Origin of the sequence: Streptomyces gilvus, from assembly GCF_022513565.1 — a bacterium.
Taxonomy (GTDB): Bacteria; Actinomycetota; Actinomycetes; order Streptomycetales; family Streptomycetaceae; genus Streptomyces; species Streptomyces gilvus.
In genome coordinates this window covers 52,219-75,487 of record NZ_JAKWBE010000023.1, presented here as the reverse complement: position 1 = coordinate 75,487, position 23,269 = coordinate 52,219, and the positions used below count along the sequence as shown (strand labels likewise).

Genomic DNA, 23,269 nt, shown 5'->3' with positions numbered 1-23,269 from the left:
GGTCCGTCCGGCGGCCCGCTCGTGGGACCATGGCGGGCATGAACGAGCAGTCCACCCGAACCGAGGCGCCCCCCGCCGACCAGTACGTCCTCACGCTCTCCTGCCCTGACAAGAAGGGCATCGTGCACGCCGTGTCGAGCTATCTCTTCATGACCGGCTGCAACATCGAGGACAGCCAGCAGTTCGGCGACCACGACACAGGTCTGTTCTTCATGCGCGTCCACTTCTCGGCGGACGCGCCGGTCACGGTGGACAAGCTGCGGGCGAGCTTCGCGGCGATCGGTGACTCCTTCCACATGGACTGGCAGATCAACGAGGCCGACGAGAAGATGCGGATCGTGCTCATGGTCAGCAAGTTCGGGCACTGCCTGAACGACCTGCTGTTCCGGGCGCGGATCGGGGCGCTGCCGGTGGAGATCGCGGCGGTGGTGTCGAACCACACGGACTTCGCGGAGCTGGTGGGGTCGTACGACATTCCCTTCCACCACCTCCCGGTGACGAGGGAGACGAAGGCCGACGCGGAGGCGCGGCTGCTGGAGCTCGTCCGCGAGAACGACGTGGAGCTGGTGGTTCTGGCCCGCTACATGCAGGTGCTCTCGGACGACCTGTGCAAGCAGCTCAGCGGGCGGATCATCAACATCCATCACTCGTTCCTGCCGAGCTTCAAGGGCGCGAAGCCGTACCACCAGGCTCATGCGCGGGGTGTGAAGCTGATCGGGGCGACGGCGCACTATGTGACCGCCGACCTCGACGAGGGGCCGATCATCGAGCAGGAGGTCGAACGGGTGGGCCACGACGTCACGCCGGACCAGCTGGTGGCGATCGGCCGTGACGTGGAGTGCCAGGCGCTGGCGCGGGCCGTGAAGTGGCATGCGGAGCGGAGGATTCTGCTCAACGGTCGACGGACGGTTGTGTTCGCCTAGGAGCTCGGGGGTTCGGTCGCGTCGGCGGCTGCGGGTGCGTGGGGGCCGTTCGCGCAGTTCCCCGCGCCCCTGGAGGTCGGACCACTGGACGCCCGTAAGGGGCGCGGGGTTGTATCGATTTGCGGCTCCGCCGCGTGGGCGCGACCAGCCACGAAGCACCCGCAGCCGCACCAGCCCCTACAACCGGCTCATCGACGCCGCCGCGAACAGAACGTCCCGGATGGCCTGACGGTCACCCACCTGACCGGCCGCCGCGTCCTCCGGCGGCACATGGCCTGCGGCCAACCGGCAGAACTCCGCGCCGTCCAGGGCCACATGCGCGACCTCGAACTCCTCGGAGCCCACCGCCGCCGGGGAGTCCAGGGGGATCAGCCACTCCCCGCCCCCCGAACCCTCGATCTCCAGGCGCAGGCTGCGGCCGGGTGACCCGGCGACCCCGAGGTGGCGCCCCTGCGCGGCCGCGGCCAGCCCCGACCGTCGGCGTTCCGCCAGCACCGCGGGCAGCATACGGGCCGCCAGGTCGATCATGCGGTGCAGATGACGCGGGGACGGCGGCTCGTAGGGGTAGTCGACCGCCTCGGCGATGTCCTCCGCGTGCACCCAGCACTCGAAGGCACGGTCCAGCATCGCGTCGTGCAGCGGCAGTTCGAAGTCGCCGTACGAGACGGCCAGCCGGGCCGAGCCCGAGCCGCCGGTGAAGGAGGCCGTGCGGACGAGGTCGTGGGTCTGCTCGCGCCACGGCGCCCTGATGCCCCGGGTCGGCGGGAAGTGGGAGGTGCGCCAGTACGCCTCGGTGCGCGCCCCCGGGGTGGGTTCCTCGGCGACGATCTCGCCGAGGGGGTCCTCCAGGCCGAGCGCGACCGCGACGAGCCCGTCGACGGAGAGGAGATGGGCGATGACCCCGGCGACCGTCGTACGGCGGCTCTCCGCCCCGTCGCCCTCGAACCACCGCAGCCGTACGGGCGTGTGCCACTCGGCGTCGCCTATGTCCTGCAGCAGGGCGTCGAGCCGGGCCGTCTCCGCGTCGTACGGCGCCGCCCACTCGGGCACGGGGATGCGCGGCGGCCGCCGGCCGAGGCAGCCCGCCAGGACGCGGGTGCGCAGCGCGGGGTCCAGGTCGAGGCTCTCCGGGGGGTGCAGCAGGCCCACGGCCTCGCGCAGCCGCCGTGCCTCGTCCGCGCAGGTGCCGCAGCCGCCCAGGTGTTCCTCGACGGCCGCCGTCTCCTCCGCCGAACACGCCGCCAGCGCCCACGCGCCGAGCAGCGACTTCAACACCTGATGCTCCAACACAACCGGCACCGGCGCCGACACGGGCAACGGCAACTCCCCGTCCTCGACGGAGGCACGCGGCATGGGTATACGGGGCGGCTGCCGGGGCTCCCGGCCCGAGCCGTCACCGCCCGTGCCGCCGCCCGGTCCATTGCCCGTGCCGTCGGCCGATCCGTCTCCGGTGGCGCCCGCCCCGGCTCCACCGCCGCCCGTCGGCTGCCCGTGGCCGTCACCAACCGCAGGGCCGCCGGAGCCACCCGCACCGCTCCCCGGCCCGTCGTGCGAGCCGCCGTCCGGCTCGCCTCCGGCGGCGCCCTCCCCGGCCTCACCGCTCCTCGGCCGGCCCGTCGCGGCAGACCTGCTCGCGGCGCCCGGATCCTCGGCGCCCGGCTGCAGCCGCTGCCGCCGCTCCTCCTCCTTGTCCTCCCCGCCCTCGAAACCCTCCAGGTTCTCGAAGTCGCCGTTCTCGTCGAACGTTTCGAAGTTGCTCACGCCGCACTCCCGGGTTCGGGCGGGGTGCCGGTTTCGTGGGCCGTGGAGAGGAGTTGGAGGCCCAGGCGGAGGCGGCGGCGGGCCTCGTCCTCGGTGACGCCGAGGTCGGCGGCGGTCTGGCGGTAGTCGCGGCGCTGGAAGTAGGCGAGGTCCAGCGCGGCGCGCAGGGAAGAGGGCATGGAGGTGACGATGTAGTCGGCGCGCGCGGCGACCGAGGCCCGCCGGACCCTGCGCTCCAGCTCCTCGGCGGAGCCCCCCGTGCCCTGGGCCAGCGCCGCGGTCTCCGTGGCGCGCAGCCGCTGCACGGCGAGGCGGTGGGTCAGCGTGGCGACCCAGGTGCGCATCGGGCCCTCCTTGGGGTCGTAGCGCTCGGGGTGCTCCCAGACGTGGACGAAGACGTCACGCGTGATGCCGTCGGCGGCGCTCTCGTCACCGAGGACGCGGTGGGCGAGTCCGTGCACGAGCGAGGCGAACCGGTCGTAGAGCTCGCCGAGGGCGGCCGCCTCACCGCGTGCCAGCCGCTGTTGCATCCTGCGGTCCCAGCGGGGCGGTACGTCCTTCTTCGCCATGCGGCCCCCCTCACCACCCGTGTTCTCGCCTGTGTCCAGCGTGCGCCCACCGTCCTCTCGAATGTAGTCGGCACCCGTCTCGGCGCACGCCCCTTTGTCGCATTGCGCGCCCCCGACGGAGCCGCAGGTGATAGTGCGCGTTCGTCTACCCGGTGCAGAACTGATCGAACAGGATCGAAGGCGACTAAAACAAGCCTCTTTCGATCGCTTTCCGTTTCCGTCGAGGAGTTTGCGGGGAAGGCCGCTGGGCAGCCGCGCTGCAAGGAAGCGTAGTGACGGCTTCCGTTTGCGGGGGCCGGCGAGCGAAGGGCATGGTGGTGACGTTTCATGTGACCGGCGACGAGCAGGGCGACTGGGCCGTGCTGCGTGTGTCGGGCGAGCTGGACCTGGTGTCGTCCCCGGTGCTGCGGCAGCGGGTGCACGACGCGGTGGCCGACGGCCGCCACAGTCTCGTCCTGGACCTCTCCGAGGTGGTCTTCTGCGACTCCAGCGGCGTCGGCGTACTGATCGCCGCCCGCCGGCTCTTCCGCTCCTGTCAGGGCAACCTGCGTCTGATTCTCCCGGCGCAGGGCGCGGATGGGGGCACCTCCCGATCGAGCGAACTCGAGATTGGGGGAGGCTCCCACGTCAACCGGGTCCTGGGCGCCCTCGGGGTGCGCCGCCTCTTCGACGTGTACGCCGGTCTGGACGAGGCCGTCACCGACGAGGCCGGCCCGCTCTCGGCGTAGAACCCGCGCCGGAGCCACAAAACGTCACGCAACGTCACGCAACGTCACGGGCGATGCGGGATGTCGCCGGGTCATTGCCACACGGTTGTCCCAGAATTCACCCGGTCCTGGCACAAGTGCCGCTCCACCGCGCCCCGGCGGGCCCGCTCGTCGTACGCTCCGTCCAGATATATGCACCCGACGCGAGTTAGGCGGCCCGAGAAGACATGGTCAGCAGCGAGTACGAGCGCAGGATCGCCGCCCGGTTCGCCACCTTCGACCAGGACGGCAACGGCTACATCGACCGCGAGGACTTCGGCACGGCGGCCAAGGCGCTGCTCGCCGAGTTCGCCGTCGTGGCCCGCTCCGACAAGGGGCAGGCGCTGTACGCCGGCGCGGAGGCGTTCTGGCAGGGCATGGCCGGGATCGCGGACCGGGACGGCGACCAGCGCATCACGCGCGAGGAGTTCGTCACCGGCGCGGTCAAGCGGCTGCGGGACAACCCCGAGCGGTTCGCCGAGATCGCCCGCCCCTTCCTGCACGCGGCGATCGCCGTGGCCGACACGGACGGCGACGGGGCCGCCACGGTCGCCGACACCGCGCGCGTGCTGCGGGTCCTCGGCGTCGACCCGGCCGTCGCCGAGGCGGCCGCCGCCGGCCTCGACGGCGACAGCGACGGCAAGGTGGGGGAGGCCGAGATCGTCCCGGCGTTCGCCCGCTACTTCACCGTGCCTGAGTAGCGCTGTTGGCCGCCGCGGTCCCCGAGTAGCGCTCGCGCAGCTTGTACTTGAGCACCTTGCGCAGCGTCTCGTTGCGTGGGAGGGCGTCCACTACCTCCAGCTGCTCCGGCAGCTTGTGCACGGACAGACCCTCCGCGCGCAGGTACGACGTCATGGCGGCCAGGGTCAACTCCTCGGCCCCGGACGCCCGTTCGACGACCGCGCACACCCGCTCGCCGCGCTCGGCGTCCGGCAGCCCGATCACGGCGACGTCCCCGACCGCCGGATGCGCGGCCAGCAGGTCCTCGATCTCCTTCGCGGAGATGTTCTCCCCCTTGCGGATGATCACGTCCTTCAGCCGCCCGGTGAGCACCAGATGCCCGCTGTCTTTCACGAACCCCAGGTCGCCGGTGCGCAGGAACCCCTCCTCGTCGAAGGCCTCCGCCGTCTGCGCGGGGTCCAGATAGCCCTGGCACACCGCCTCCCCGCGCAGCCGCACCTCCCCGTCGACGACCCGTATCTCCATCCCCTCCGGCGGCCGTCCCTCGGTGGTGGCGAGGTTCTCCACCGTGTCGTCCGGCGCCCCCATGGTGATCATCGGCACCTCGGTCATCCCGTACCCGTGGGTGAGCTGCACGCCCATCTCCCGCACGACGGCGTGGTACACCTCCGGCGGCTTGGGCGCCCCGCCGCCCGCGAGCAGCCGCAGCGTGGGTATCACCTTGCGCCCCGGCTGTTTGCGCTGCTCGGCGAGGAACATCGAGTAGAACGCCGTGGATCCGCCCGCCACCGTCACCCCGTGCCGGCGATAGCCCTCCAGCGCGTCCGGCAGCGCGAACTGCTCGAACATCACCGCCGGGAAGCCGTACAGCAGCAGCATCACCGTGTAGTCGGGCCCGGCGATGTGCGCGTACGGGAAGGCCATCGAGCCCACGTCGTCGGCCGTCAGGCGCAGGGCGTGGGCCAGGCACGAGCCGCCCGCGATCAGCGAACGGTCCGTGTGCAGCACGCCCTTGGGGTCGGAGGTCGTGCCGGAGGTCCAGTAGATCCAGCGCACGGAGGTGCCCTCGGCGGGCGGCGGGGGCAGGACGGCCGGGTCGCCGTCCGGCAGGTCGTCGTACGCCTCGAAGATCCCCTTGGCGCCGAGCCGCCGGGCCATCTCCGTGTGGTCGAAGCCGCGCCAGGCGCCCGGCACGGCGAAGAACTCCGCCTTCGACTCGCGTAGGGCGAAGCCGACTTCGCGGTCCCGGTAGAAGGGGATGACCGGCGTCTGCACGGCGCCCAGGCGGGCCAGCGCGAAGGAGAGCAGGGCCGTCTCGATGCGGGTGGGCAGCTGCCAGGCGACCACCGTGCCGGGGCGCACGCCCATGTCGTAGAGACCGGCCGCCACGCGCTCGGCCCGGGTGCGCAGGTCGCCGAAGGTCAGCGTGCGGTCGTCCTGGAGGAGCACGGGACGCTCGGGGGTGAGCCGGGCACGGCGCTCCACCAGCTCCCACAGCGTCCGGGAGGAACTCAGGGTGTGCGGGGTCTCGGTCATGTCTGCCCCCTGCCTTGGCTGACGACTCGTCAGGTGACATGCTATCTGACGGTCCATCAGATACGCACCGTCCGGCGGAGGGGAACCATGACCGAACTGCCCCGCATCATCAGCGTCGACGACCATGTGATCGAGCCCGCGCACCTCTTCGAGACCTGGCTGCCGGCCAAGTACCGGGACCGGGGGCCGCAGCCGCTGACCGCCGGGATCGGTGAACTCGCCTACGTGGGCGGCAAGTACCAGATCACGATGGACCCCGAGGGCCCGCCGACCGACTGGTGGATCTACGAGGACCTCAAGTTCCCGTACAAGCGCAACATCGCCGCCGTCGGTTTCGACCGCGACGAGATGACCCTGGAGGGCATCACCCGAGAACAGATGCGGCGCGGCTGCTGGGACCCGAAGGCGCGGCTTGCGGACATGGACCTCAACCACGTCGAGGCCAGCCTCTGCTTCCCGTCCTTCCCGCGCTTCTGCGGGCAGACCTTCGCCGAGGCGCACGACAAGGAGGTCGCGCTGGCCTGCGTGCGCGCCTACAACGACTGGATGGTCGAGGAGTGGTGCGGCGACAGCGGCGGCCGGCTCATCCCGCTGTGCCTGATCCCCCTGTGGGACGTCGACCTCGCCGTCGCGGAGATCCGGCGCAACGCCGCGCGCGGGGTGCGCGCGGTCACCTTCTCCGAGATCCCCACCTATCTCGGGCTGCCGTCCATCCACTCCGGGTACTGGGACCCGTTCTTCGCGGTCTGCCAGGAGACGGGGACGGTCGTCAACATGCACATCGGCTCGTCCTCGCAGATGCCGGCCGCCTCCCCCGACGCCCCGCCCGCCGTGCAGGCCGCGCTGAGCTTCAACAACGCGATGGCCTCGATGATGGACTACCTCTTCAGCGGCGTCCTGGTGAAGTTCCCGACGCTCAAACTCGCCTACTCCGAAGGGCAGATGGGCTGGATCCCGTACGCCCTGGAACGCGCCGACGACGTGTGGGAGGAACACCGCGCGTGGGGCGGGGTGCGCGACACGATCCCCGAGCCGCCGTCGACGTACTACTACCGGCAGATCTACTGCTGCTTCTTCCGCGACAAGCACGGCGTCGCCTCGCTGGACGTGGTGGGCCGCGACAACGCCACCTTCGAGACCGACTACCCGCACGTCGACTCGACCTTCCCGCACACCAAGGAGGTCGCCCTCGACCATGTGAAGGGCCTCGACGACGAGACGATCCACAAGCTGATGCGGGGCAACGCGATCCGCATGCTGGGCCTGGACCTCGACCGCTGATGGACCTGTCGTACACGCCCGAGGAGGAGGAGTTCCGGGCCCGGCTGCGCGAATGGCTCACGAAGGTGCTGCCCACGCTGCCCGCGAAGCCGTCCCCGGACGACTGGCCCGCGCGCCGCGCGTACGACCTCGGCTGGCAGCGGATGCTCTACGACGCCAGGTACGCCGACGTCCACTGGGACGCTTCGCCGACGGTACGGCTCATCTTCCTGGAGGAGACCGAGAAGGCCGGCGCACCCTACGTCGGCGCGAACTTCGTCGGCCTGCTGCACGCCGGGCCCACCATCGCCGCCGAGGGCACCGACGAACAGCGGGCGCGGTGGCTGCCGCCGATCCTGCGCGGGGAGGAGGTCTGGTGCCAGGGCTTCAGCGAACCGGACGCCGGCTCCGACCTCGCGTCCCTGCGGACACGCGCGCGCAGGGACGGCGACGACTATGTGGTCAACGGGTCCAAGATCTGGACCTCCCACGCCGAAGTCGCCGACTGGTGCGAGCTGTTGGTGCGCACGGACGCGGAGGCGCCGAAACACCGGGGGATCAGCTGGCTCGCCCTGCCGATGGACGCGCCGGGGGTCACCGTGCGGCCGCTGCGGACCCTCGCCGGGTCCGCCGAGTTCGCCGAGGTGTTCCTCGACGACGTGCGGGTGCCCGCGGCGAACCGGGTGGGGGCCGAGAACGACGGATGGCGGGTCACGATGGTCACGCTCTCCTTCGAGCGCGGCACGGCGTTCGTGGGGGAGGTCGTCGCCTGCCGGCGAGTGCTGGGTGAACTCGCCGACGAGGCCCGTCGGAACGGCCGTTGGGACGATCCCGCTCTGCGGCGGCGGCTGGGGAGGCTGAACGCGGAGTTCCGGGCGCTGTGGCGGTTGACGCAGTGGAACGTCAGCGAGGCGGAGGCCTCCGGCGGGGTGCCGGGGGTGGGGGGTTCGGTGTTCAAGCTGCGGTACTCGCATGCGCGGCAGGAGCTGTACGACGCGGCGGCGGAGGTGTTGGGGGAGTTCGCGCTGGATCTTGAGCGGCGGTGGGTGCTGGATCGGTTGTCGTCGTTGGCGTACACGATCGCGGCCGGTACGTCGCAGATTCAGCGGAACATCGTGGCCGAGCGGATATTGGGGCTGCCGAAAGGGAGGTGAGGGCGGTGCGGTTTCAATTGAGTTCGGAGCAGGTCGCGTTGCGCGGGGCGGTTCGGGGGTTCTTGGGTCGTCGAACGTCTGCGGGCGCGTGGGGGCTGGTCGCGCCCCGCGGCGGAGCCGCAAATCGACACAGGACCGCGCCCCTGAACGGCGTTGCAGAGTCCGGTGCTGATAGGCCCCGTCTTGATCGGGGGCTGTGGCGGGAGCTTGGAGAGTTGGGGTTCTTCTCGCTTCGGTTGCCCGAGGCCGACGGTGGGGCTGGACTCGGGCTGCCTGAAGCCGTGTTGGTGTTTGAGGAGGCCGGGCGGGCCTTGTTGCCGGGGCCGTTGGTTGCCACGCATCTTGCTGCCGGGGAGGTGCCCGGTGCAGCTGGTGGGGAGACCGTTGTCGCGGCTGTTGACGGGCGGCTGGTGGAGTGGATGGAGGAGGCCGACGTCGTGCGGGCGGGGGCCGAGGGGGCCGTGCCGCTGCGGTCCGTGGATCCGTTGACGCCCTTGCATCGGGTGCCGGCGCCCGGGCGGACCGACCCTGTCGCCGTACTGCTCACGGCTGCCGAGCAGTTGGGCACCGCCACGCGCGTGTGCGAGCTGGCCGTGCAACACGCCCGGACGCGTGAGCAGTTCGGGCAGCCGATCGGGGCTTTCCAGGCGGTGAAGCATCTGTGCGCGCGGATGCTGGTGCGCGCCGAGGTCGCCCGCGCCGCCGTCTACGCGGCCGCCGTCACCGCCGACCCGGCCGACATCGCCGCCGGGCGACTGCTGGCCGACGAGGCGGCCGTACACGGCGCCCGGGACTGTCTCCAGGTGCACGGCGGTATGGGATTCACCTGGGAGAGCGAGGTGCATCTGCATCTGAAGCGGGCCTGGGTGCGGGCACAGCGTGCCGGGGGCGCTACGGAGAGTGAGGAGTTGCTCGCGGCGGAGCTGGCGAGCTGACGGTGTGAAAGGCGGCTGGGCTGGGGGTCGTCGACGACACGCGCGTACGGGTGTCGCGGATCGTGGCATACCGGCATTACGGAGCGTTGATATCGGGTTGTGTCCTATGCGTGACCCGTCACGGCCCGGAGTCGGCTGTGTGCTCCGGTACCTTCTGTGGGATGCGAGTGGTTCCGAGCACGCGCCACGCCGGTGTTGCCCCTGGGGCGAGGCCGGATCAGGCCTGTTCGACTGCTCGTGGTGAGCGTCGCACAGTATGCCGCATGGGTACTCCTTCCCGCTGGAATATGCCCGAAGCGCTTGTTGGGGTGACTGTACGTCAACCATGCTGTCGTGCAAGGGATTCACGTTCCGTGACCCCTGCCTTGGGCTCTGCTCTGGCTGTTGTTCTGGCCATGCAGAAAATGGCTACGATCGTGGCCCTCGTCGCGGTGCGTGCGTGGCGTGAGGTCATGTGTCCGCCGGTTCGGATGGTGTGAGCGGTGCAGGTGCTTCAGGTGCAGCTGGAAGTCCGTCCCGACCCCGCAGAGGTGGGGCGGGCCCGGAAATGGGCGCGTTCGCGTCTCGCCGGGCCCGGTGTCGGGGTCGACGACTCCCTCGCCGAGACACTGATCCTGCTCGTCTCCGAACTCGTCACCAACGCCGTCGTGCACACCGGCCGGCCCGCCGTGCTCCGGCTGTCCCTGCCCGGCAGCGGGGCCGGTTCGGCCACCGTCCGCCTCGAGGTGGCCGACGCAAGCTCCCGGGCGCCGGTGCCCCGCTGCCTGGACGGCGAGGCGACCGGCGGCCGGGGGCTCGCCCTCGTCGACGGGCTCGCCGACCGCTGGGGCTGGAGCCCCGACGGCGCGGGCAAGCGCATCTGGTGCGAGCTGGACCGGTGCGACGGGCCCTCGCGGGCCGCGGCGGCTTACCCGGGGGCCGCTTCGGCCTATGAGGGGCTGGCGTTCGAGGCGGTGTGACCGGACCGGTGCGTCCGGACTGTCCGATGCGTCCGGTGCACGGGTGTCGGTGCGCGGGTGCGGGAAGCGCCGCTGTGTCCCGTCGTACGACGACCGTGCGCCGGGGTGTGCCTCTGTGCGCGGCACTCGCGAAGGGGGCATAACACGTAAATCGCCATGGGGCTGTTGACGGAACGTGGCCACCTGATCACGCTTGAGGGCATCGATTCGCCGCGAGGGGACGGCGAGGTCCCCGGTGACGGGCGCCCTCGGCGAGTGCGGGTCGTGGATCGGCGTCGGCGGTGCGCGGTGCGGTGCTCGGGGCGGGCAGCGCGCGCCGCCGTCCGGTGCACCGCGTCGATGTCAGAGAACGGCGACGGGGGCCACCGGGGTTCCGGTCGCGCCGACGAAGGGCTCGGGCATCGCGGACAGCAGGAACGCGTACCGGCCGGTTTCTCCACAGGCTGTGGACAACTCCTCGAGATTCCAGTTCTGGCCCTGCAGCATCCCCATCTCCACCAGGTCGAGCGCGTGCACGGGCAGCCAGAGATCCTCGATCTCGGGCGGGAAGATCTCGAACGTGAGGGTGTCGTTGGCGACCGCGGCCGCATCGCGCGCGTGGAACCACTCCGGTGTGCGCACCGACAGCCCCGGCGACGGATAGCCGTACCCGTCCCGGTCCCCGGCGAGATACACCTGGATCTGCCCGGTCCGTACGAGGACGACGTCCCCGGCACGCACGCGCGTGCCCGCGAGATCCTCGGCGGCATCCAGATCCTCAGGTGTGACCGCGTGCCCGCCCTCCAGCCGGTCCACGCCCCGCGCGCGGGCCACGTCCAGCAGCACCCCGCGCGAGATGACGTGCCGAGCCTTGTCGATGCCGGCGAACTCGGCGCCGCCGTGCGCGGTCACGGTGTCGGCGGGGCGGCCGTTGTAGAGCTTCCCCGAGTGCGAGACATGGGTCAGCGCGTCCCAGTGGGTGCCCGCCTGCAGACCCATCGTCACGGCGTCGTCGCTGCACGCCACCGTGCCGGGCCCGAACAGCTCCTGGTTGATCTGCACCATCGCGTGCAGCGGATTGACCCGGCCCGGGATCATCCCCGACTGCACACCGTCGTGCTTCAGCGGCAGGGCGAGCGGAACGCGGCGGCCGGTGCTGACGGTCGCGACGGCCTCGCGGACGACCCCGTCGGTGATCAGGTTGAGGGTGCCGATCTCGTCGTCGGCTCCCCAACGCCCCCAGTTGTTCACGCGCTTGGCGATCTCATGGAACTCGGCGGGCAACGACATCGGCCCTCCCCGGGGCTTGTCTCCAGGTATCTGACGCGCCATAAAATCTAACGGTCCGTCAGAAACCGCGGGAAGGGGCCGGGCGTGGGGAACTTCTTGGCAGGCAAGGTCGTCGCCGTGACCGGTGCCGGGCGGGGCATCGGCCGGGCGGTGGCGCTGGCCGCGGCGGCCGAGGGAGCGCGGGTCGTGGTCAACGACTACGGCGTCTCGGTGGACGGCGCGTCCCCGACGAGCGAGGTCGCCGAAGCGGTCGTCAAGGAGATCGAGGCGGCCGGCGGGGAGGCGGTCGCGGTCGCCGACGACGTCTCCACGATGGCCGGCGGCGCGCGGGTCGTGGAGGCGGCGCTGTCGTCGTACGGGCGGCTGGACGGCGTGGTCTGCGTCGCCGGGATCCTGCGGGAGCGGATGCTGTTCAACATGTCCGAGGAGGAGTGGGATCCGGTCGTCGCCACTCATCTGAAGGGGACGTTCACCGTTTTCCGGGCCGCGTCCGCCGTGATGCGCAAGCAGCGGGCGGGGACGCTGATCGGCTTCACCAGCGGCAACCACCAGGGGTCCGTCTCGCAGGCGAACTACAGCGCGGCGAAGGGCGGGATCATCTCGCTGGTGCGGAGCGCCGCGCTGGGCCTGAACAAGTACGGGGTGACCGCCAATGCGGTGGCTCCGGTCGCCCGTACGCGGATGTCGGCGAACGTGCCGATGGAGCTGGCCGAGATCGGGGAGCCGGAGGATGTGGCCGCGCTGGTCGTGTATCTGCTGTCCGAGCGGGCTCGGGAGGCCGGGGTGACGGGGCAGGTGTACACGGTTGCCGGGCCGAAGATCGCGGTGTGGGCGCAGCCGCGCGAGCTGCGCGCAGCGTATGCCGAGGGATCGTCCTGGACGCCGGAACGGATAGCTGAGTTTCTGCCGGGGTCGGTGGGGGTGGATCCGATGCCGATGCTGGAGCGGTTGCGGGAGATGGAGAGGGCTGCGCGGGAGGGTGCGCGGCCTAACGCCTGAGAGCTCGGGGGTGTTCTGGGTTGGCGGGTGCGGGTCGTTTGTGGCTGGTCGCGCCCACGCGGCGGAGCCGCATATCGATACAGCCCCGCGCCCCTGGGGGGGGGTCACTGGTCCTGTGTTGAGGGGAGACGTTCGTGGAGTTCGGGTTCACTGCCGAGGACGAAGCGTTCCGGCTGGAGGCGCGGGCCTGGCTGGCCGGACACGTCGACTCCGAGCAGGACCGGCGTACCTGGGAACGCACCCTCGGCAAAGCCGGCTGGATCGGGCTCGGGTGGCCGGAAGGCGGCTTCGGGAACCGGACCGCGACCCTCACCCAGCAAGTCGTCTGGGCCGAGGAGTACGCGCGGTCCGGGGCGCCTGTGCGGTCGGGGCATATCGGGGAGAAGTTGCTTGCGCCCACCCTCATCGCGCATGGCAGTGAGGAGCAGAAGGGGCGGTTTCTGCCGCCCGTTGCCGCCGGGGAGGAGCTGTGGTGTCAGGGGTACAGCGAACCCGGGGCCGGGTCGGATCTGGCCGGGGTGCGGACCTCCGCCGTGCGGGAAGGGGCGGAGTTCCGGATCAGTGGGCAGAAGATCTGGACCTCGCTCGCCCATGAGGCGGACTGGTGTTTCGTGCTCGCGCGGACGGAAGCCGGGTCGCGGCGGCATCACGGGCTGAGTTTTCTGCTCGTGCCCATGGACCAGCCGGGGCGGATCGAGGTGCGGCCCATCCGGCAGATGACCGGGACCAGTGACTTCAACGAGGTCTTCTTCGACGGGGCACGCGCGCGGGGGGAACATCTGGTCGGGGGCGAGGGGCGGGGCTGGGAGGTGGCGATGAGCCTGCTGGGGTTTGAGCGCGGGGTGTCGACGCTGGCCCAACAGATCGGGTTCGCCCAGGAGTTGACGGAGGTCGTGCGGGGGGCCGTACGGAGTGGCGCGGTCGGGGACGCGGTGGTGCGGGAGCGGATCGTGCGGCTGTGGGCCGAGTTGCGGGTCATGCGGTGGAACGCCCTGCGCACGCTGGGGGGTTCCGGTGACGCGGGCGTGCCGAGTGTGGCGAAGCTGCTGTGGGCCAACTGGCACCAGCGGCTGGGGGAGTTGGCGGTGCTGGTGCGGGGGGCCGGGGCTGCCGTCAGTGGTTCGGACTGGTCGCCTTCCGCGTCGTACGAACTCGACCCGGATCAGCACCTGTTCCTGTTCTCGCGGGCCGACACCATCTACGGCGGCTCGGACCAGGTGCAGCGCAACATCATCGCCGAGCGGGTGCTCGGCCTGCCGAGGGAGCCCAAGGGGGTCGTCTGATGCGCGGTGTGGTGTTCGACGGTAAGCGGGTCGAGGTCGTCGACGACCTGGAGGTGCGGGACCCGGGGCCCGGGGAGGTGCTGGTCGCGATCTCGGCGGCCGGGCTGTGTCACAGCGACCTGTCCGTGGTGGACGGGACCATCCCGTTTCCGGTGCCCGTGGTGCTGGGGCACGAGGGGGCGGGGGTGGTGGAGGCCGTGGGGGCCGGGGTCACGCATGTCGCGCCGGGGGACCATGTGTCGCTGTCCACGCTCGCCAACTGCGGAGCCTGCGCGGAGTGCGACCGGGGGCGGCCCACCATGTGCCGGAAGGCGATCGGGCGCCCGGGGCGGCCCTTCACGCAGGGCGGGCGGGAGGTGTACCAGTTCGCCTCCAACTCCGCCTTCGCGGAACGGACCGTGGTGAAGGCCGTGCAGGCCGTGCGCATCCCGAAGGACATTCCGCTGCCGTCCGCCGCGCTCATCGGGTGCGGGGTGCTGACCGGGGTCGGGGCGGTGCTGAACCGGGCGCGGGTGGACCGGGGGGACTCGGTGCTCGTCATCGGGACCGGCGGGATCGGGCTCAACGTCATCCAGGGGGCACGGATCGCGGGGGCGCTCAGGATCGTCGCCGTCGACGCCAATCCGGCGAAGGAGGAGGTGGCCCGGCGGTTCGGGGCCACGGACTTCCTGACCTCCACCGACGGGGTGAAGGAGATCCTGCCGGACGGCGCCGACCACGCCTTCGAGTGCGTCGGACGGGTCGAGCTGATCCGGCAGGCCATCGACCTGCTCGACCGGCACGGGCAGGCGGTGCTGCTGGGGGTGCCGGCGGCCACCGCGGAGGCGTCCTTCCTCGTCTCCGCCATGTACCTCGACAAGTCCATCCTGGGCTGCCGCTACGGCTCCTCGCGCCCGCAGCGCGACATCGCCCTCTACGCCGAGCTGTACCGGGCCGGACGGCTGCTGCTGGACGAGCTGGTGACCGAGATCTACCCGGTCGAGGACTTCGAGAAGGCGAAGGCCGACGCGGAGGCGGGGCGGGTGGCGCGCGGGGTGCTCACGTTCTGAGCGCGCGGGGTGCTCATTTTCTGACCCGTGCTCACGTTCTGACGCCGGTGCGGAAGGTCCGGCGGTACGCGGTCGGGGTCACCCCCAGGGCCACCTGCAGATGCTGGCGCATCGACTGGGCGGTGCCGAAGCCGGACTCCTGCGCCACCTGGTCCACCGACAGATCGCTCGACTCCAGCAGCTGCCGGGCCCGCTCCACCCGCTGCTGGGTGAGCCACTGGCCGGGACTGACGCCGACCTCCTCGCGGAAGCGGCGCGTGAAGGTCCGTACCGACATCGACTCCTGGGCGGCCATGTCCCGCAGCTGGAGAGGCTCGTGCAGCCGGCCCAGCGCCCAGGCGCGGGCGCCGGTCGTGGTCGCCACCTGGGGCTCGGGGACCGGGCGGTGGATGTACTGCGCCTGTCCGCCGTCGCGGTGCGGCGGTACGACCGTGCGGCGGGCCACCTCGTTGGCGACCGCCGTGCCGTGGTCGCGGCGGACCATGTGCAGGCACAGGTCGATGCCGGCCGCGACCCCGGCCGAGGTCAGGACGTCGCCGTCGTCGATGAAGAGGACGTTCGGGTCGACGTCGACCTTCGGGAAGAGGCGCTGGAGCTGGTCGGTCTCCGCCCAGTGCGTGGTCGCGGGGCGGCCGTCGAGGTAGCCGGCGGCGGCGAGCACGAAGACGCCCGTGCAGATCGAGGCCAGCCGGGTGCCGGGGCGGATGTGGGCGAGGGCGGCGGCCAGCTCGTCGGTGAGGACGCCCTCCTCGAAGACCGGGCCGAGTTCGTACGACGCCGGGACGATCACCGTGTCGGCGGTGGCCAGCAGCTCCGGGCCGTGCTCGACGTGGATCGAGAAGTCGGCGTCCGTGCGCACCGGGCCCGGCGGGCGGATCGAGCAGGTCAGGACCTCGTACAGGTGACGGCCCAGGGCGTCCTTGGGGCGGCCGAAGATGCGGTGCGGGATGCCCAGCTCGAAGGGGAGCAGGCCGTCCATGGCGAGGACGACGACACGGTGGGGGCGCCACTCCATGGCCGTACCCCTGTCGGGACTCATGGCCCGATTCTAACGAATGCTGTCCTTCGGGCCAGTGGTTACGCCCGGTTCCGGCCGGGATGCTCTATGTCGTGACCCAGACAACCGAGGCGGCAGCCGCCGTAGAGGAAACCCCGTCCACCGGAAAGACCCACCGCATCCACCGTGCCTGGTTCGTCGCCGCCGTCACCTTCGTGACGATCATCGGCGCGGCCGCCTTCCGCTCCCTGCCCGGGCTGCTGATCGACTCGCTGCACCAGGAGTTCGGCTGGTCGCGCGGCACGATCGGCGCGGCCGTCTCGATCAACCTCGCGCTGTACGGACTGACCGCGCCCTTCGCGGCGGCGCTGATGGACCGCTTCGGCATCCGCAAGGTCGTCGCGGTGGCCCTGACGGTCATCGCCCTCGGTTCCGGCCTGACGGTGTGGATGGACTCGGCCTGGCAGCTGCTGCTGTGCTGGGGGCTGCTGGTCGGTCTGGGTTCGGGCTCGATGGCGCTGGCCTTCGCGGCCACGGTCACCAACCGCTGGTTCACCGTGCGGCGGGGGCTGGTCACGGGCATCCTGACCGCCGCGTCCGCCTCCGGCCAGCTGATCTTCCTGCCGGTGCTGTCGTGGATCGTCGAGCACCACAGCTGGCGTCCGGCGGCGGTCACGGTCGCCCTCGCCGCCCTCGCGGTCGTGCCCTTCGTCTGGCTGCTGCTGCGGGACCATCCGGCGGACGTGGGCGTGAAGCCGTACGGCGCGAAGGAGTTCGTGGCGAAGCCGCCGCCCGCGCAGGGCGCCGCCCGTCGCACGGTGCGGGTGCTGTTCTCGGCCGTCCGCACCGGCCCCTTCTGGCTGCTCGCCGGCACCTTCGCGATCTGCGGCGCCTCCACCAACGGCCTGATCCAGACCCACTTCGTGCCCGCCGCGCACGACCACGGCATGCCGGTGACGGCGGCGGCCTCGCTGCTCGCGGTGATCGGGGTGTTCGACGTCGTCGGCACGATCGCCTCCGGCTGGTTCACCGACCGCTTCGAGCCGCGCCGCCTCCTCGCGGTCTACTACGCCCTGCGCGGCATCAGCCTCCTGTTCCTCCCCATGCTCCTCGCGCCCTCGGTCCACCCCCCGATGCTGTTCTTCATCGTCTTCTACGGCCTCGACTGGGTCGCCACCGTCCCGCCCACCGTCGCCCTGTGCCGCGAGCACTACGGCGACGACAGCGCCATCGTCTTCGGCTGGGTCCTCGCCTCCCACCAGGTCGGCGCCGCCCTCGTGGCCTTCCTCGGCGGCGTCGCCCGAGACGTCTTCGGCTCCTACGACATGGTCTGGTACGCCTCAGGAGCCCTGTGCGCGGCGGCGGCCCTGATGGCCCTGGTCATCCGGCGAAGGCCGAGGGCGGGGGTGCCGCAGCTCGCGACGGCCGGTTAGCCCGGGCCCGTCGCCGGTGCCGTACGTCCGTCGCTGTCGCGGCGGTGGCACCGAAATAGAAGCCGCCGTGCTGCTCGAACAGCGCCCTCAGGAGATACGTCTTGCCCAGGCGCCGCCTGCCGCTGACGATCCCGAGCATCGCGTGCGGCGACGGGCGCCCGAGGAAGGCGGCCAGGGCGCCCCATTTGGCGTCCCGGCCGAAGAGGTGGCTCGGCTTGTGCGGCTTCGTGGCTGCGGCAAGGGCATCTCCTTGGGAGCACACTTCTAAGGAGTGCACTCCTGAGGATCTGTCCTCACCGTGGCGGCTCGTCGTCGTGCAGGCGCCCGAACCGCCCCCGGTGGAAGAGCAGAGGGGCGTCCTGGGTGGCCGACGTGCCCAGGGACTTCACGCGGCCCACCACGATCAGGTGGTCGCCGCCGGTGTGGACCGCGTGGATCGTGCAGTCGATCCAGGCGACCGCGCCGGTCAGGCGGGGGGAGCCGGTGGTGGGGGCCGGGTCGTGGGGGACGTTCGCGAACTTGTCGGCGCCGCGTACCGCGAAGGCGCGGCACAGGTCGCCCTGGTCGGCGGCGAGGATGTTGACGCAGAAGACGCCGGCGCGGGCGATGCGCGGCCAGGTTGTCGACGTACGGCCGACCATGAAGGCGACCAGGGGCGGGTCGAGGGAGAGGGAGGAGAAGGACTGGCAGGCGAAGCCGGCCTCGGGGGGCGCGGTCACGATGGTGACGCCGGTCGGGAAGGTGCCCAGGACGCGGCGGAACTCCGTCTGGTCGACGGGGGCGCGTTCGTCCTCGCCGACGCACCGCAGTTCCGGGCGCGGCAGCGGCTCCACGGGGGCCGTGGCCCCGGTCGACCTGAGGTATCGGACGGCGGCCGCGGCCGCTCCTGCGTGTCCCATCACCCCTCCATTGAAGCTGACGGTTCGTCAGATGGGAAGGTCAACGGCCCTCGTACTCGGGGCTTCTGCGTTCCACGAAGGCCCGTATGCCTTCCTGGGCGTCCCGCGTGGTCATGTTGATCTCCTGCGCGGCGGCCTCGGCGGCGAAGGCGGTCGAGCGGTCGGTGTCCAGGGAGGCGTTGACGAGCTGTTTGGTGAGGGCGAGGGCGCGGGTGGGGCCGGTGGCGAGGCGTTCCGCCCAGGCGCGGGCCGTCTTCGCCAACTCCTCGTCGGCCACGACCCGGTTGACCAGGCCCAGGCGTTCGGCGTCGGTCGCGGAGAGCGCGTCGCCGAAGAACATCAGCTCTTTGGCGCGCTGCGGGCCGATCAGGCGGGGGAGGAGGTAGGCGCCGCCGCCGTCGGGGACCAGGCCCCGGCGTACGAACACCTCGATGAACTTCGCCGATTCCGCCGCCAGGACGAGGTCGCAGGCGAGGGCGAGATGGGCGCCGAGGCCGGCCGCCGTGCCGTTCACCGCCGCGATCACCGGCTTCTCGCAGTCCAGGACGGCCGCCGTCAGCCGCTGGGCGCCGAGGCGCAGGACACGGGCCACGTCCCCCGCCACCCGCTCACCGCCCGCCGAGCCACCGCGCAGGTCCGCGCCCGCGCAGAAGCCGCGCCCGGTCCCGGTGATCACCACCGCCCGGACGTCCGGGTCGGCCGACGCGTCCGCCAACAGCTCGATGAGCAGGTCCCGTTGATTGGGTGTGAGGGCGTTGAGGGCCTCGGGCCGGTCGAGGGTGAGGTGGGTGACGTGGCCGTCGGTCGTGTGCAGGATCCCGGTCACCGGCACACCGCCAGCGCGTCCAGCGCCACCGCCCCCTGCCCCCGGGGCAGCACCATCAGCGGGTTGATGTCGAGCTCCGCCAGCTCGTCCCCGAGCTCCATCGCCATGCGCTGCACCCGCAGGACGACCTCCACGAGCGCGTCCACGTCGGCCGGCGGCCGCCCCCGGACCCCCTCCAGCAGCGCTCGCCCCCGCAGATCGGCCAGCATGGCGTGCGCCTGGTCCTCGCCGAAGGGCGGCACGCGTACGGCGACGTCGTGCAGCACCTCCACCAGCACCCCGCCGAGCCCGACGGTGACCGTCGGTCCGAACAGCTCGTCGTGGGTGACGCCGACGACCATCTCCACACCCCGCTCGACCATCTGGCAGACCAGGACACCGTCCAGGGAGACGCCCTCGTAGCGGGCGATGTCCGTCAGCTCGCGGTAGGCGTCGCGGACCTGGCTCGCGGAGGTCAGACCGACCTTCACCAGGCCCAGCTCGGTCTTGTGGGCGATCTGCGCGCCGGAGGCCTTCATCACCACCGGGTAGCCCACCAGACCGGCCGCGCGGACGGCCGCCGCCGCGCTGGTCACCAGCTGCTCGCGCGGTACGCGGATGCCGTACGCCCGCAGCAGCTGCTTCGCCGCGTGCTCGCTGAGCTGCTGGCCGGGGCGCATCAGCGCCTGCGCCTTGCGGAAGGAGGGCGAGGTGGTGCGCGGGGCCTCGTCGAAGGGGGAGCGGTAGTGGGCGACGAAGCGGTGGTGGTCGAGATAGGCGCGCACCGCAGTGATGCAGTTGGCGACCGTGCGGAAGGTGGCCACGCGGGAGGAGCCGAGCAGCACCTCGCGGTAGGCGGGCTCGGTGCCCACCGGGGAGCCCCACACCACGCAGACCAGCTTGTCCGTCCGCTCGGCCGCGTCCACCAGGTCCTGGACGAGCTTGTCGCTGAGCGGTGGGAAGGGGCCCGTGATCGGACAGATCAGCACGCCGACCGCCGGGTCGTCGAGGATCGCGTCGATGATCTTCCGGCCGCGTTCGTCGCCGACCGGGTGCCCGCCGTTGTCGACGGGGTTGGCCACGCTGAGGTACCCGGGTATCCACTGGTGCAGCTCGGCCTGTTTGGCCGCGGACAGTTCCGGAAGGGACAGCCCGGCCTCCGTCGCGAGGTCGGCGAAGTGCGCGCCGGTGCCGCCCGAGATGGAGTAGACGACGACCCCGTCCGCCTTCGGGGGCCTCGCGCGGGCCAGCAGGGCGGCGGTGTCCTGGAGTTCGTCGAGGCCGTCCACCCGGATCACGCCGAACTGCCGCATCGCCGCGTCCACCACCGTGTCCGCGCCGGTCAGCTTGCCGGTGTGCGAGGCGGCCGTACGGGCGCCGGTCTCGGTGCGGCCCACCTTCACGGCGACGACCGGCACCTTGCGGCGGGCGGCGCGGTCGGCGGCGAGCAGGAAGGAGCGGCCGTCCTTGAGGCCCTCGACGTAGCAGGCGATGGCGCCGACCTCGGGCCGCTCGGCGAAGTAGGAGAGGAAGTCGGCGGTCTCCAGGTCGGCCTCGTTGCCGGTGGGCGCCCAGTGGGAGAGGCGGATGCCGAGTTCCTGGAGGGAGAAGACGGGGCGGCCCTGGTGTCCCGACTGGGTGATCAGGGCGATCGCCGGTCCGTCGAGGTCGTCGCGGAACCGCTCGAAGGCGTTGAGGTTGGTGTTGGGCCCGAGCAGCCGCAGCCCCGAGCGCCGCACGGCGAGCGCCAGCCGCTCCTGCGCGGCCGCGCCCTCGGCCCCGGTCTCGGCGAACCCGGAGGCGAAGACCACCGCGAACTTCACCTTGGCCTCGGCGAGTTCCTCGACCACGGGCAGCGGGTCGGCGACCAGCAGCACCGCCAGGTCGACCTGTTCGGGCAGGTCGGCCACGGACGGGGAGCAGGGGATGCCGAAGACGGACGCGCGGTTCGGGTGGACGGGGTGCAGCCGGGCGCCGACGCGCTCGGCCCAGGCCACCAGCTGCCGGGTGATGCCGGTGTTGGGCCGCCCCTCGGTGTCCGAGGCGCCGATGACGGCGACGGACTCGGGGCGGAAGAACCGGTCCAGGTCGGGGACGTCGGCGTACAGCGGTCGCCCGCCGACGTCCAGCTCGTCGACCTCGGCGGGCCTGCCGTGGACGGCGGGCCCGGGTTGCTCGCCGCAGGCGATGACCCGGGCCCGGCGGGAGTCGGTGGTGAGGGTGCCGTGGGTTGATCCAAGCATCGGTCCGCCCGCTCCTCTGAGACAGCCAATAACTGACGCACTGTCAGATTAAGCGAACTGACGCAGTGTCAGGAATGGGCGTGCACCCAAAGTTGGTGAACCGGCAACCGGATCAGAGCTCGGCGAGCACCTCCTTGGCCACCCGCTCGCCCGACCGCACGGCTCCGTCCATGAAGCCGTTCCAGTACGTGGAGGTCTCCGTGCCCGCCCAGTGGATGCCGCCGACCGGCTTGCGCAGCGAGGTGCCGTAGTCGGTCAGGACGCCGGGCGGGGCGTAGGCGACCGGGCCGCCGCGGGAGAAGCCCTCGTTGTTCCAGCGCTGCAGGACGAAGGAGGTCGGCGACTTGGCCTTGTCGCCGAAGTAGGTGGCGTAGTCCTTCAGGACGGCCGCCTTGACCTCGTCGACGCTCGCCGCGTCGTACGCCCGCATCTCGTCGGCCTCGATGAAGCCCATCAGCGCGCCGTAGGAGGCGTCCGGCGGGGAGTTGTCGAAGGTCGAGCGGACCACGCCGGAGTCGCTGACGACCTGGCCGTTGAGGCCGTCCGCGCGCCAGAAGGGGGTGTCGTAGACCGCGATCGCCTTGCCGATGGAGCCCATCGGCAGCCGCTGGCTGAGCTGGTCCCGGGCGGCCGGGAGCAGGGGATCGTAGGTGATGCGGGCCGCCAGCGGGGGCGGTACGGCGACGACGACCTTCTTCGCCGTCACCGTGATGCCGTCGGCCGTGACGACGTACTTGGCGCCGGACTGCGCGATCGAGCGCACCGGCGCGCTCAGCACCACCCGGTCGCCGAGGGTGGCGGCCAGCTTGATCGGGACCTGCTGGGAGCCGCCGACGAAGCGGGACTCCTGGGCGCCGTTCGCGGTGTCGGTGAGACGTTCCAGGGTGCCGACGTTGGACTCGTCGCCGGCGGCTGCGATGTAGAACAGCACGAAGAGCAGGGAGAGTTCGCGGGGCTGCGCCGAGAAGATCGACGTACAGGCCACGTCCAGCAGGAACTTGGCCGAGGGGATGACCGCGTTGGCGTTCAGCCAGCTCTCGAAGGTCTGCTTGTCCCACTCGGCCGCCTTGGCGGCCGTCCAGGGCGCGTCCACCGGGACCTTCTTGGCCATGTCGTCCAGCGAGGCCTGCACGATCGCCGCGTTGGCGAGACCGGCCGCGTCGATCGGCGGGACCGCGCCGAGGATGCCGCTCGTGTCGTACGGGGTCCGGGTGCCGTCCTTGTAGAGGAGGTTCTTGCCGGTGTTGTAGGTCGTGAAGGTCGCGACTCCCAGGGAGTCGGCGAGGGCCTTGATGCGGTTCTGGGTGGGGCCGATGAACTCGCCGCCGCCCTCGGTGAACCCGCCGTTCGCGAGTGGCAGGTTGACGACCCGGCCGCCGACGCGGTCGCGGGCCTCCAGGACGGCGACCGTCCTGCCCCCGGCCACCAGGTCACGGGCCGCGGTCAGTCCGGCGAGACCGCCGCCGACGATCGCGACGTCGACATCGCGGCCGGTCGCCGCCGACGCGGTTGTGGCGGCGGTGCCGGTGAGGGTGACGGCGCCCGCCGCCGCGGCGGCACCGCCGAGCAGGGAGCGCCGGGTCAGGGCGCGGGGGTGGGGCTGTCTTTCGCGTGCCACGTGCATCCTCCGTATGGAGAGAGTGGGGAGAGACTGTGGAGCCGGAAAGCTGAGCAGTGTTCACATTCTGGCCCCGGAAGACGGCACGCTTCAACGCTTCCGCCACATCTGACACACGAGTAACGCGTATACGGGTGAGGGAAGTTGAGG

The 23,269-nt window shown here is 71.5% G+C and carries 20 protein-coding genes; 11 read left to right on the top strand and 9 right to left on the bottom strand.

Translation table 11 applies throughout. The features are described from left to right. The first annotated feature begins 38 nt into the window (after positions 1 to 38). Positions 39 to 923, top strand: coding sequence for a formyltetrahydrofolate deformylase (gene purU, locus MKW14_RS29185; protein ID WP_240867346.1), 885 nt, complete (start codon positions 39 to 41; stop codon positions 921 to 923). Positions 924 to 1,100: 177 nt separating this feature from the next. Here the strand turns inward: purU and MKW14_RS29180 are convergent, their stop codons facing one another. Together MKW14_RS29180 and MKW14_RS29175 are read right to left on the bottom strand one after the other, a co-directional pair. Beyond that, positions 1,101 to 2,684 (bottom strand): zf-HC2 domain-containing protein, encoded by a 1,584-nt coding sequence (locus tag MKW14_RS29180; RefSeq protein ID WP_240867343.1) that lies wholly within the window; start codon positions 2,682 to 2,684, stop codon positions 1,101 to 1,103. Then, on the bottom strand, positions 2,681 to 3,253 hold the full coding sequence (locus MKW14_RS29175; protein WP_240867340.1) for a sigma-70 family RNA polymerase sigma factor: 573 nt from the start codon (positions 3,251 to 3,253) through the stop codon (positions 2,681 to 2,683). Before MKW14_RS29175 ends, MKW14_RS29180 begins: the two co-directional genes overlap by 4 nt. A 311-nt stretch (positions 3,254 to 3,564) precedes the next feature. Here MKW14_RS29175 and MKW14_RS29170 point away from each other — a divergent pair, with 311 nt between their 5' ends. Beyond that, on the top strand, positions 3,565 to 3,981 hold the full coding sequence (locus MKW14_RS29170; RefSeq protein WP_240867484.1) for an STAS domain-containing protein: 417 nt from the start codon (positions 3,565 to 3,567) through the stop codon (positions 3,979 to 3,981). Positions 3,982 to 4,187: 206 nt separating this feature from the next. After that, positions 4,188 to 4,700, top strand: a complete 513-nt coding sequence (locus tag MKW14_RS29165; protein ID WP_240867336.1) for an EF-hand domain-containing protein — start codon at positions 4,188 to 4,190, stop codon at positions 4,698 to 4,700. On the opposite strand, the gene MKW14_RS29160 is transcribed toward MKW14_RS29165, so the two are convergent. Further along, positions 4,684 to 6,216, bottom strand: coding sequence for a class I adenylate-forming enzyme family protein (locus MKW14_RS29160; protein WP_240867330.1), 1,533 nt, complete (start codon positions 6,214 to 6,216; stop codon positions 4,684 to 4,686). The genes MKW14_RS29165 and MKW14_RS29160 overlap by 17 nt on opposite strands. 87 nt (positions 6,217 to 6,303) lie before the next feature. On the opposite strand from MKW14_RS29160, the gene MKW14_RS29155 reads away from it, so the two are divergent. From MKW14_RS29155 to MKW14_RS29140, 4 genes are all read left to right on the top strand, one after another. After that, positions 6,304 to 7,497 carry an amidohydrolase family protein gene (locus MKW14_RS29155; RefSeq protein WP_240867328.1) on the top strand — a complete coding sequence of 398 codons (1,194 nt, stop codon included), beginning with the start codon at positions 6,304 to 6,306 and terminating at the stop codon, positions 7,495 to 7,497. After that, entirely contained in the window at positions 7,497 to 8,630 is a 1,134-nt protein-coding gene (locus MKW14_RS29150) for an acyl-CoA dehydrogenase family protein (protein WP_240867326.1), read from the top strand. Before MKW14_RS29155 ends, MKW14_RS29150 begins: the two co-directional genes overlap by 1 nt. 5 nt (positions 8,631 to 8,635) lie before the next feature. Further along, positions 8,636 to 9,565, top strand: a complete 930-nt coding sequence (locus tag MKW14_RS29145) for an acyl-CoA dehydrogenase family protein (RefSeq protein WP_240867324.1) — start codon at positions 8,636 to 8,638, stop codon at positions 9,563 to 9,565. Positions 9,566 to 10,062: 497 nt separating this feature from the next. Next, the gene (locus MKW14_RS29140) at positions 10,063 to 10,524 is read left to right on the top strand and encodes an ATP-binding protein (RefSeq protein WP_240867322.1); all 462 of its coding nucleotides are present in this window, start codon (positions 10,063 to 10,065) and stop codon (positions 10,522 to 10,524) included. Between the two features lie 342 nt (positions 10,525 to 10,866). Here MKW14_RS29140 and MKW14_RS29135 read toward each other — a convergent pair whose 3' ends face one another. Continuing rightward, on the bottom strand, positions 10,867 to 11,793 hold the full coding sequence (locus tag MKW14_RS29135; protein ID WP_240867319.1) for a cyclase family protein: 927 nt from the start codon (positions 11,791 to 11,793) through the stop codon (positions 10,867 to 10,869). Positions 11,794 to 11,877: 84 nt separating this feature from the next. On the opposite strand from MKW14_RS29135, the gene MKW14_RS29130 reads away from it, so the two are divergent. The 3 genes from MKW14_RS29130 (at position 11,878) to MKW14_RS29120 (ending at position 15,124) form a co-directional block, all read left to right on the top strand. After that, positions 11,878 to 12,792, top strand: a complete 915-nt coding sequence (locus MKW14_RS29130) for an SDR family NAD(P)-dependent oxidoreductase (RefSeq protein WP_240867316.1) — start codon at positions 11,878 to 11,880, stop codon at positions 12,790 to 12,792. Positions 12,793 to 12,926: 134 nt separating this feature from the next. After that, positions 12,927 to 14,075: an acyl-CoA dehydrogenase family protein gene (locus tag MKW14_RS29125; RefSeq protein ID WP_240867314.1), complete on the top strand. Its 1,149-nt coding sequence runs from the start codon at positions 12,927 to 12,929 to the stop codon at positions 14,073 to 14,075. Then, entirely contained in the window at positions 14,075 to 15,124 is a 1,050-nt protein-coding gene (locus tag MKW14_RS29120) for a Zn-dependent alcohol dehydrogenase (RefSeq protein ID WP_240867309.1), read from the top strand. The genes MKW14_RS29125 and MKW14_RS29120 overlap by 1 nt, the downstream gene beginning before the upstream one ends. Positions 15,125 to 15,155: 31 nt before the next feature. Here the strand turns inward: MKW14_RS29120 and MKW14_RS29115 are convergent, their stop codons facing one another. Next, positions 15,156 to 16,163, bottom strand: coding sequence for a GlxA family transcriptional regulator (locus MKW14_RS29115; protein WP_240867306.1), 1,008 nt, complete (start codon positions 16,161 to 16,163; stop codon positions 15,156 to 15,158). A gap of 71 nt (positions 16,164 to 16,234) precedes the next feature. Between MKW14_RS29115 and MKW14_RS29110 the strand changes: the two genes are divergently transcribed. Then, entirely contained in the window at positions 16,235 to 17,554 is a 1,320-nt protein-coding gene (locus MKW14_RS29110; protein WP_240867304.1) for an MFS transporter, read from the top strand. 293 nt (positions 17,555 to 17,847) lie between these two features. Here the strand turns inward: MKW14_RS29110 and MKW14_RS29105 are convergent, their stop codons facing one another. The 4 genes from MKW14_RS29105 to MKW14_RS29090 form a co-directional block, all read right to left on the bottom strand. Next, on the bottom strand, positions 17,848 to 18,453 hold the full coding sequence (locus tag MKW14_RS29105) for a flavin reductase family protein (protein WP_240867301.1): 606 nt from the start codon (positions 18,451 to 18,453) through the stop codon (positions 17,848 to 17,850). A gap of 40 nt (positions 18,454 to 18,493) precedes the next feature. Next, positions 18,494 to 19,285 carry an enoyl-CoA hydratase/isomerase family protein gene (locus MKW14_RS29100; RefSeq protein WP_240867299.1) on the bottom strand — a complete coding sequence of 264 codons (792 nt, stop codon included), beginning with the start codon at positions 19,283 to 19,285 and terminating at the stop codon, positions 18,494 to 18,496. Beyond that, complete coding sequence (locus tag MKW14_RS29095) at positions 19,276 to 21,501, bottom strand: acetate--CoA ligase family protein (RefSeq protein WP_240867294.1); 2,226 nt, start codon at positions 21,499 to 21,501, stop codon at positions 19,276 to 19,278. Before MKW14_RS29095 ends, MKW14_RS29100 begins: the two co-directional genes overlap by 10 nt. Positions 21,502 to 21,613: 112 nt before the next feature. Beyond that, positions 21,614 to 23,125: a flavin monoamine oxidase family protein gene (locus tag MKW14_RS29090; RefSeq protein ID WP_240867291.1), complete on the bottom strand. Its 1,512-nt coding sequence runs from the start codon at positions 23,123 to 23,125 to the stop codon at positions 21,614 to 21,616. Positions 23,126 to 23,269 lie beyond the last annotated feature (144 nt).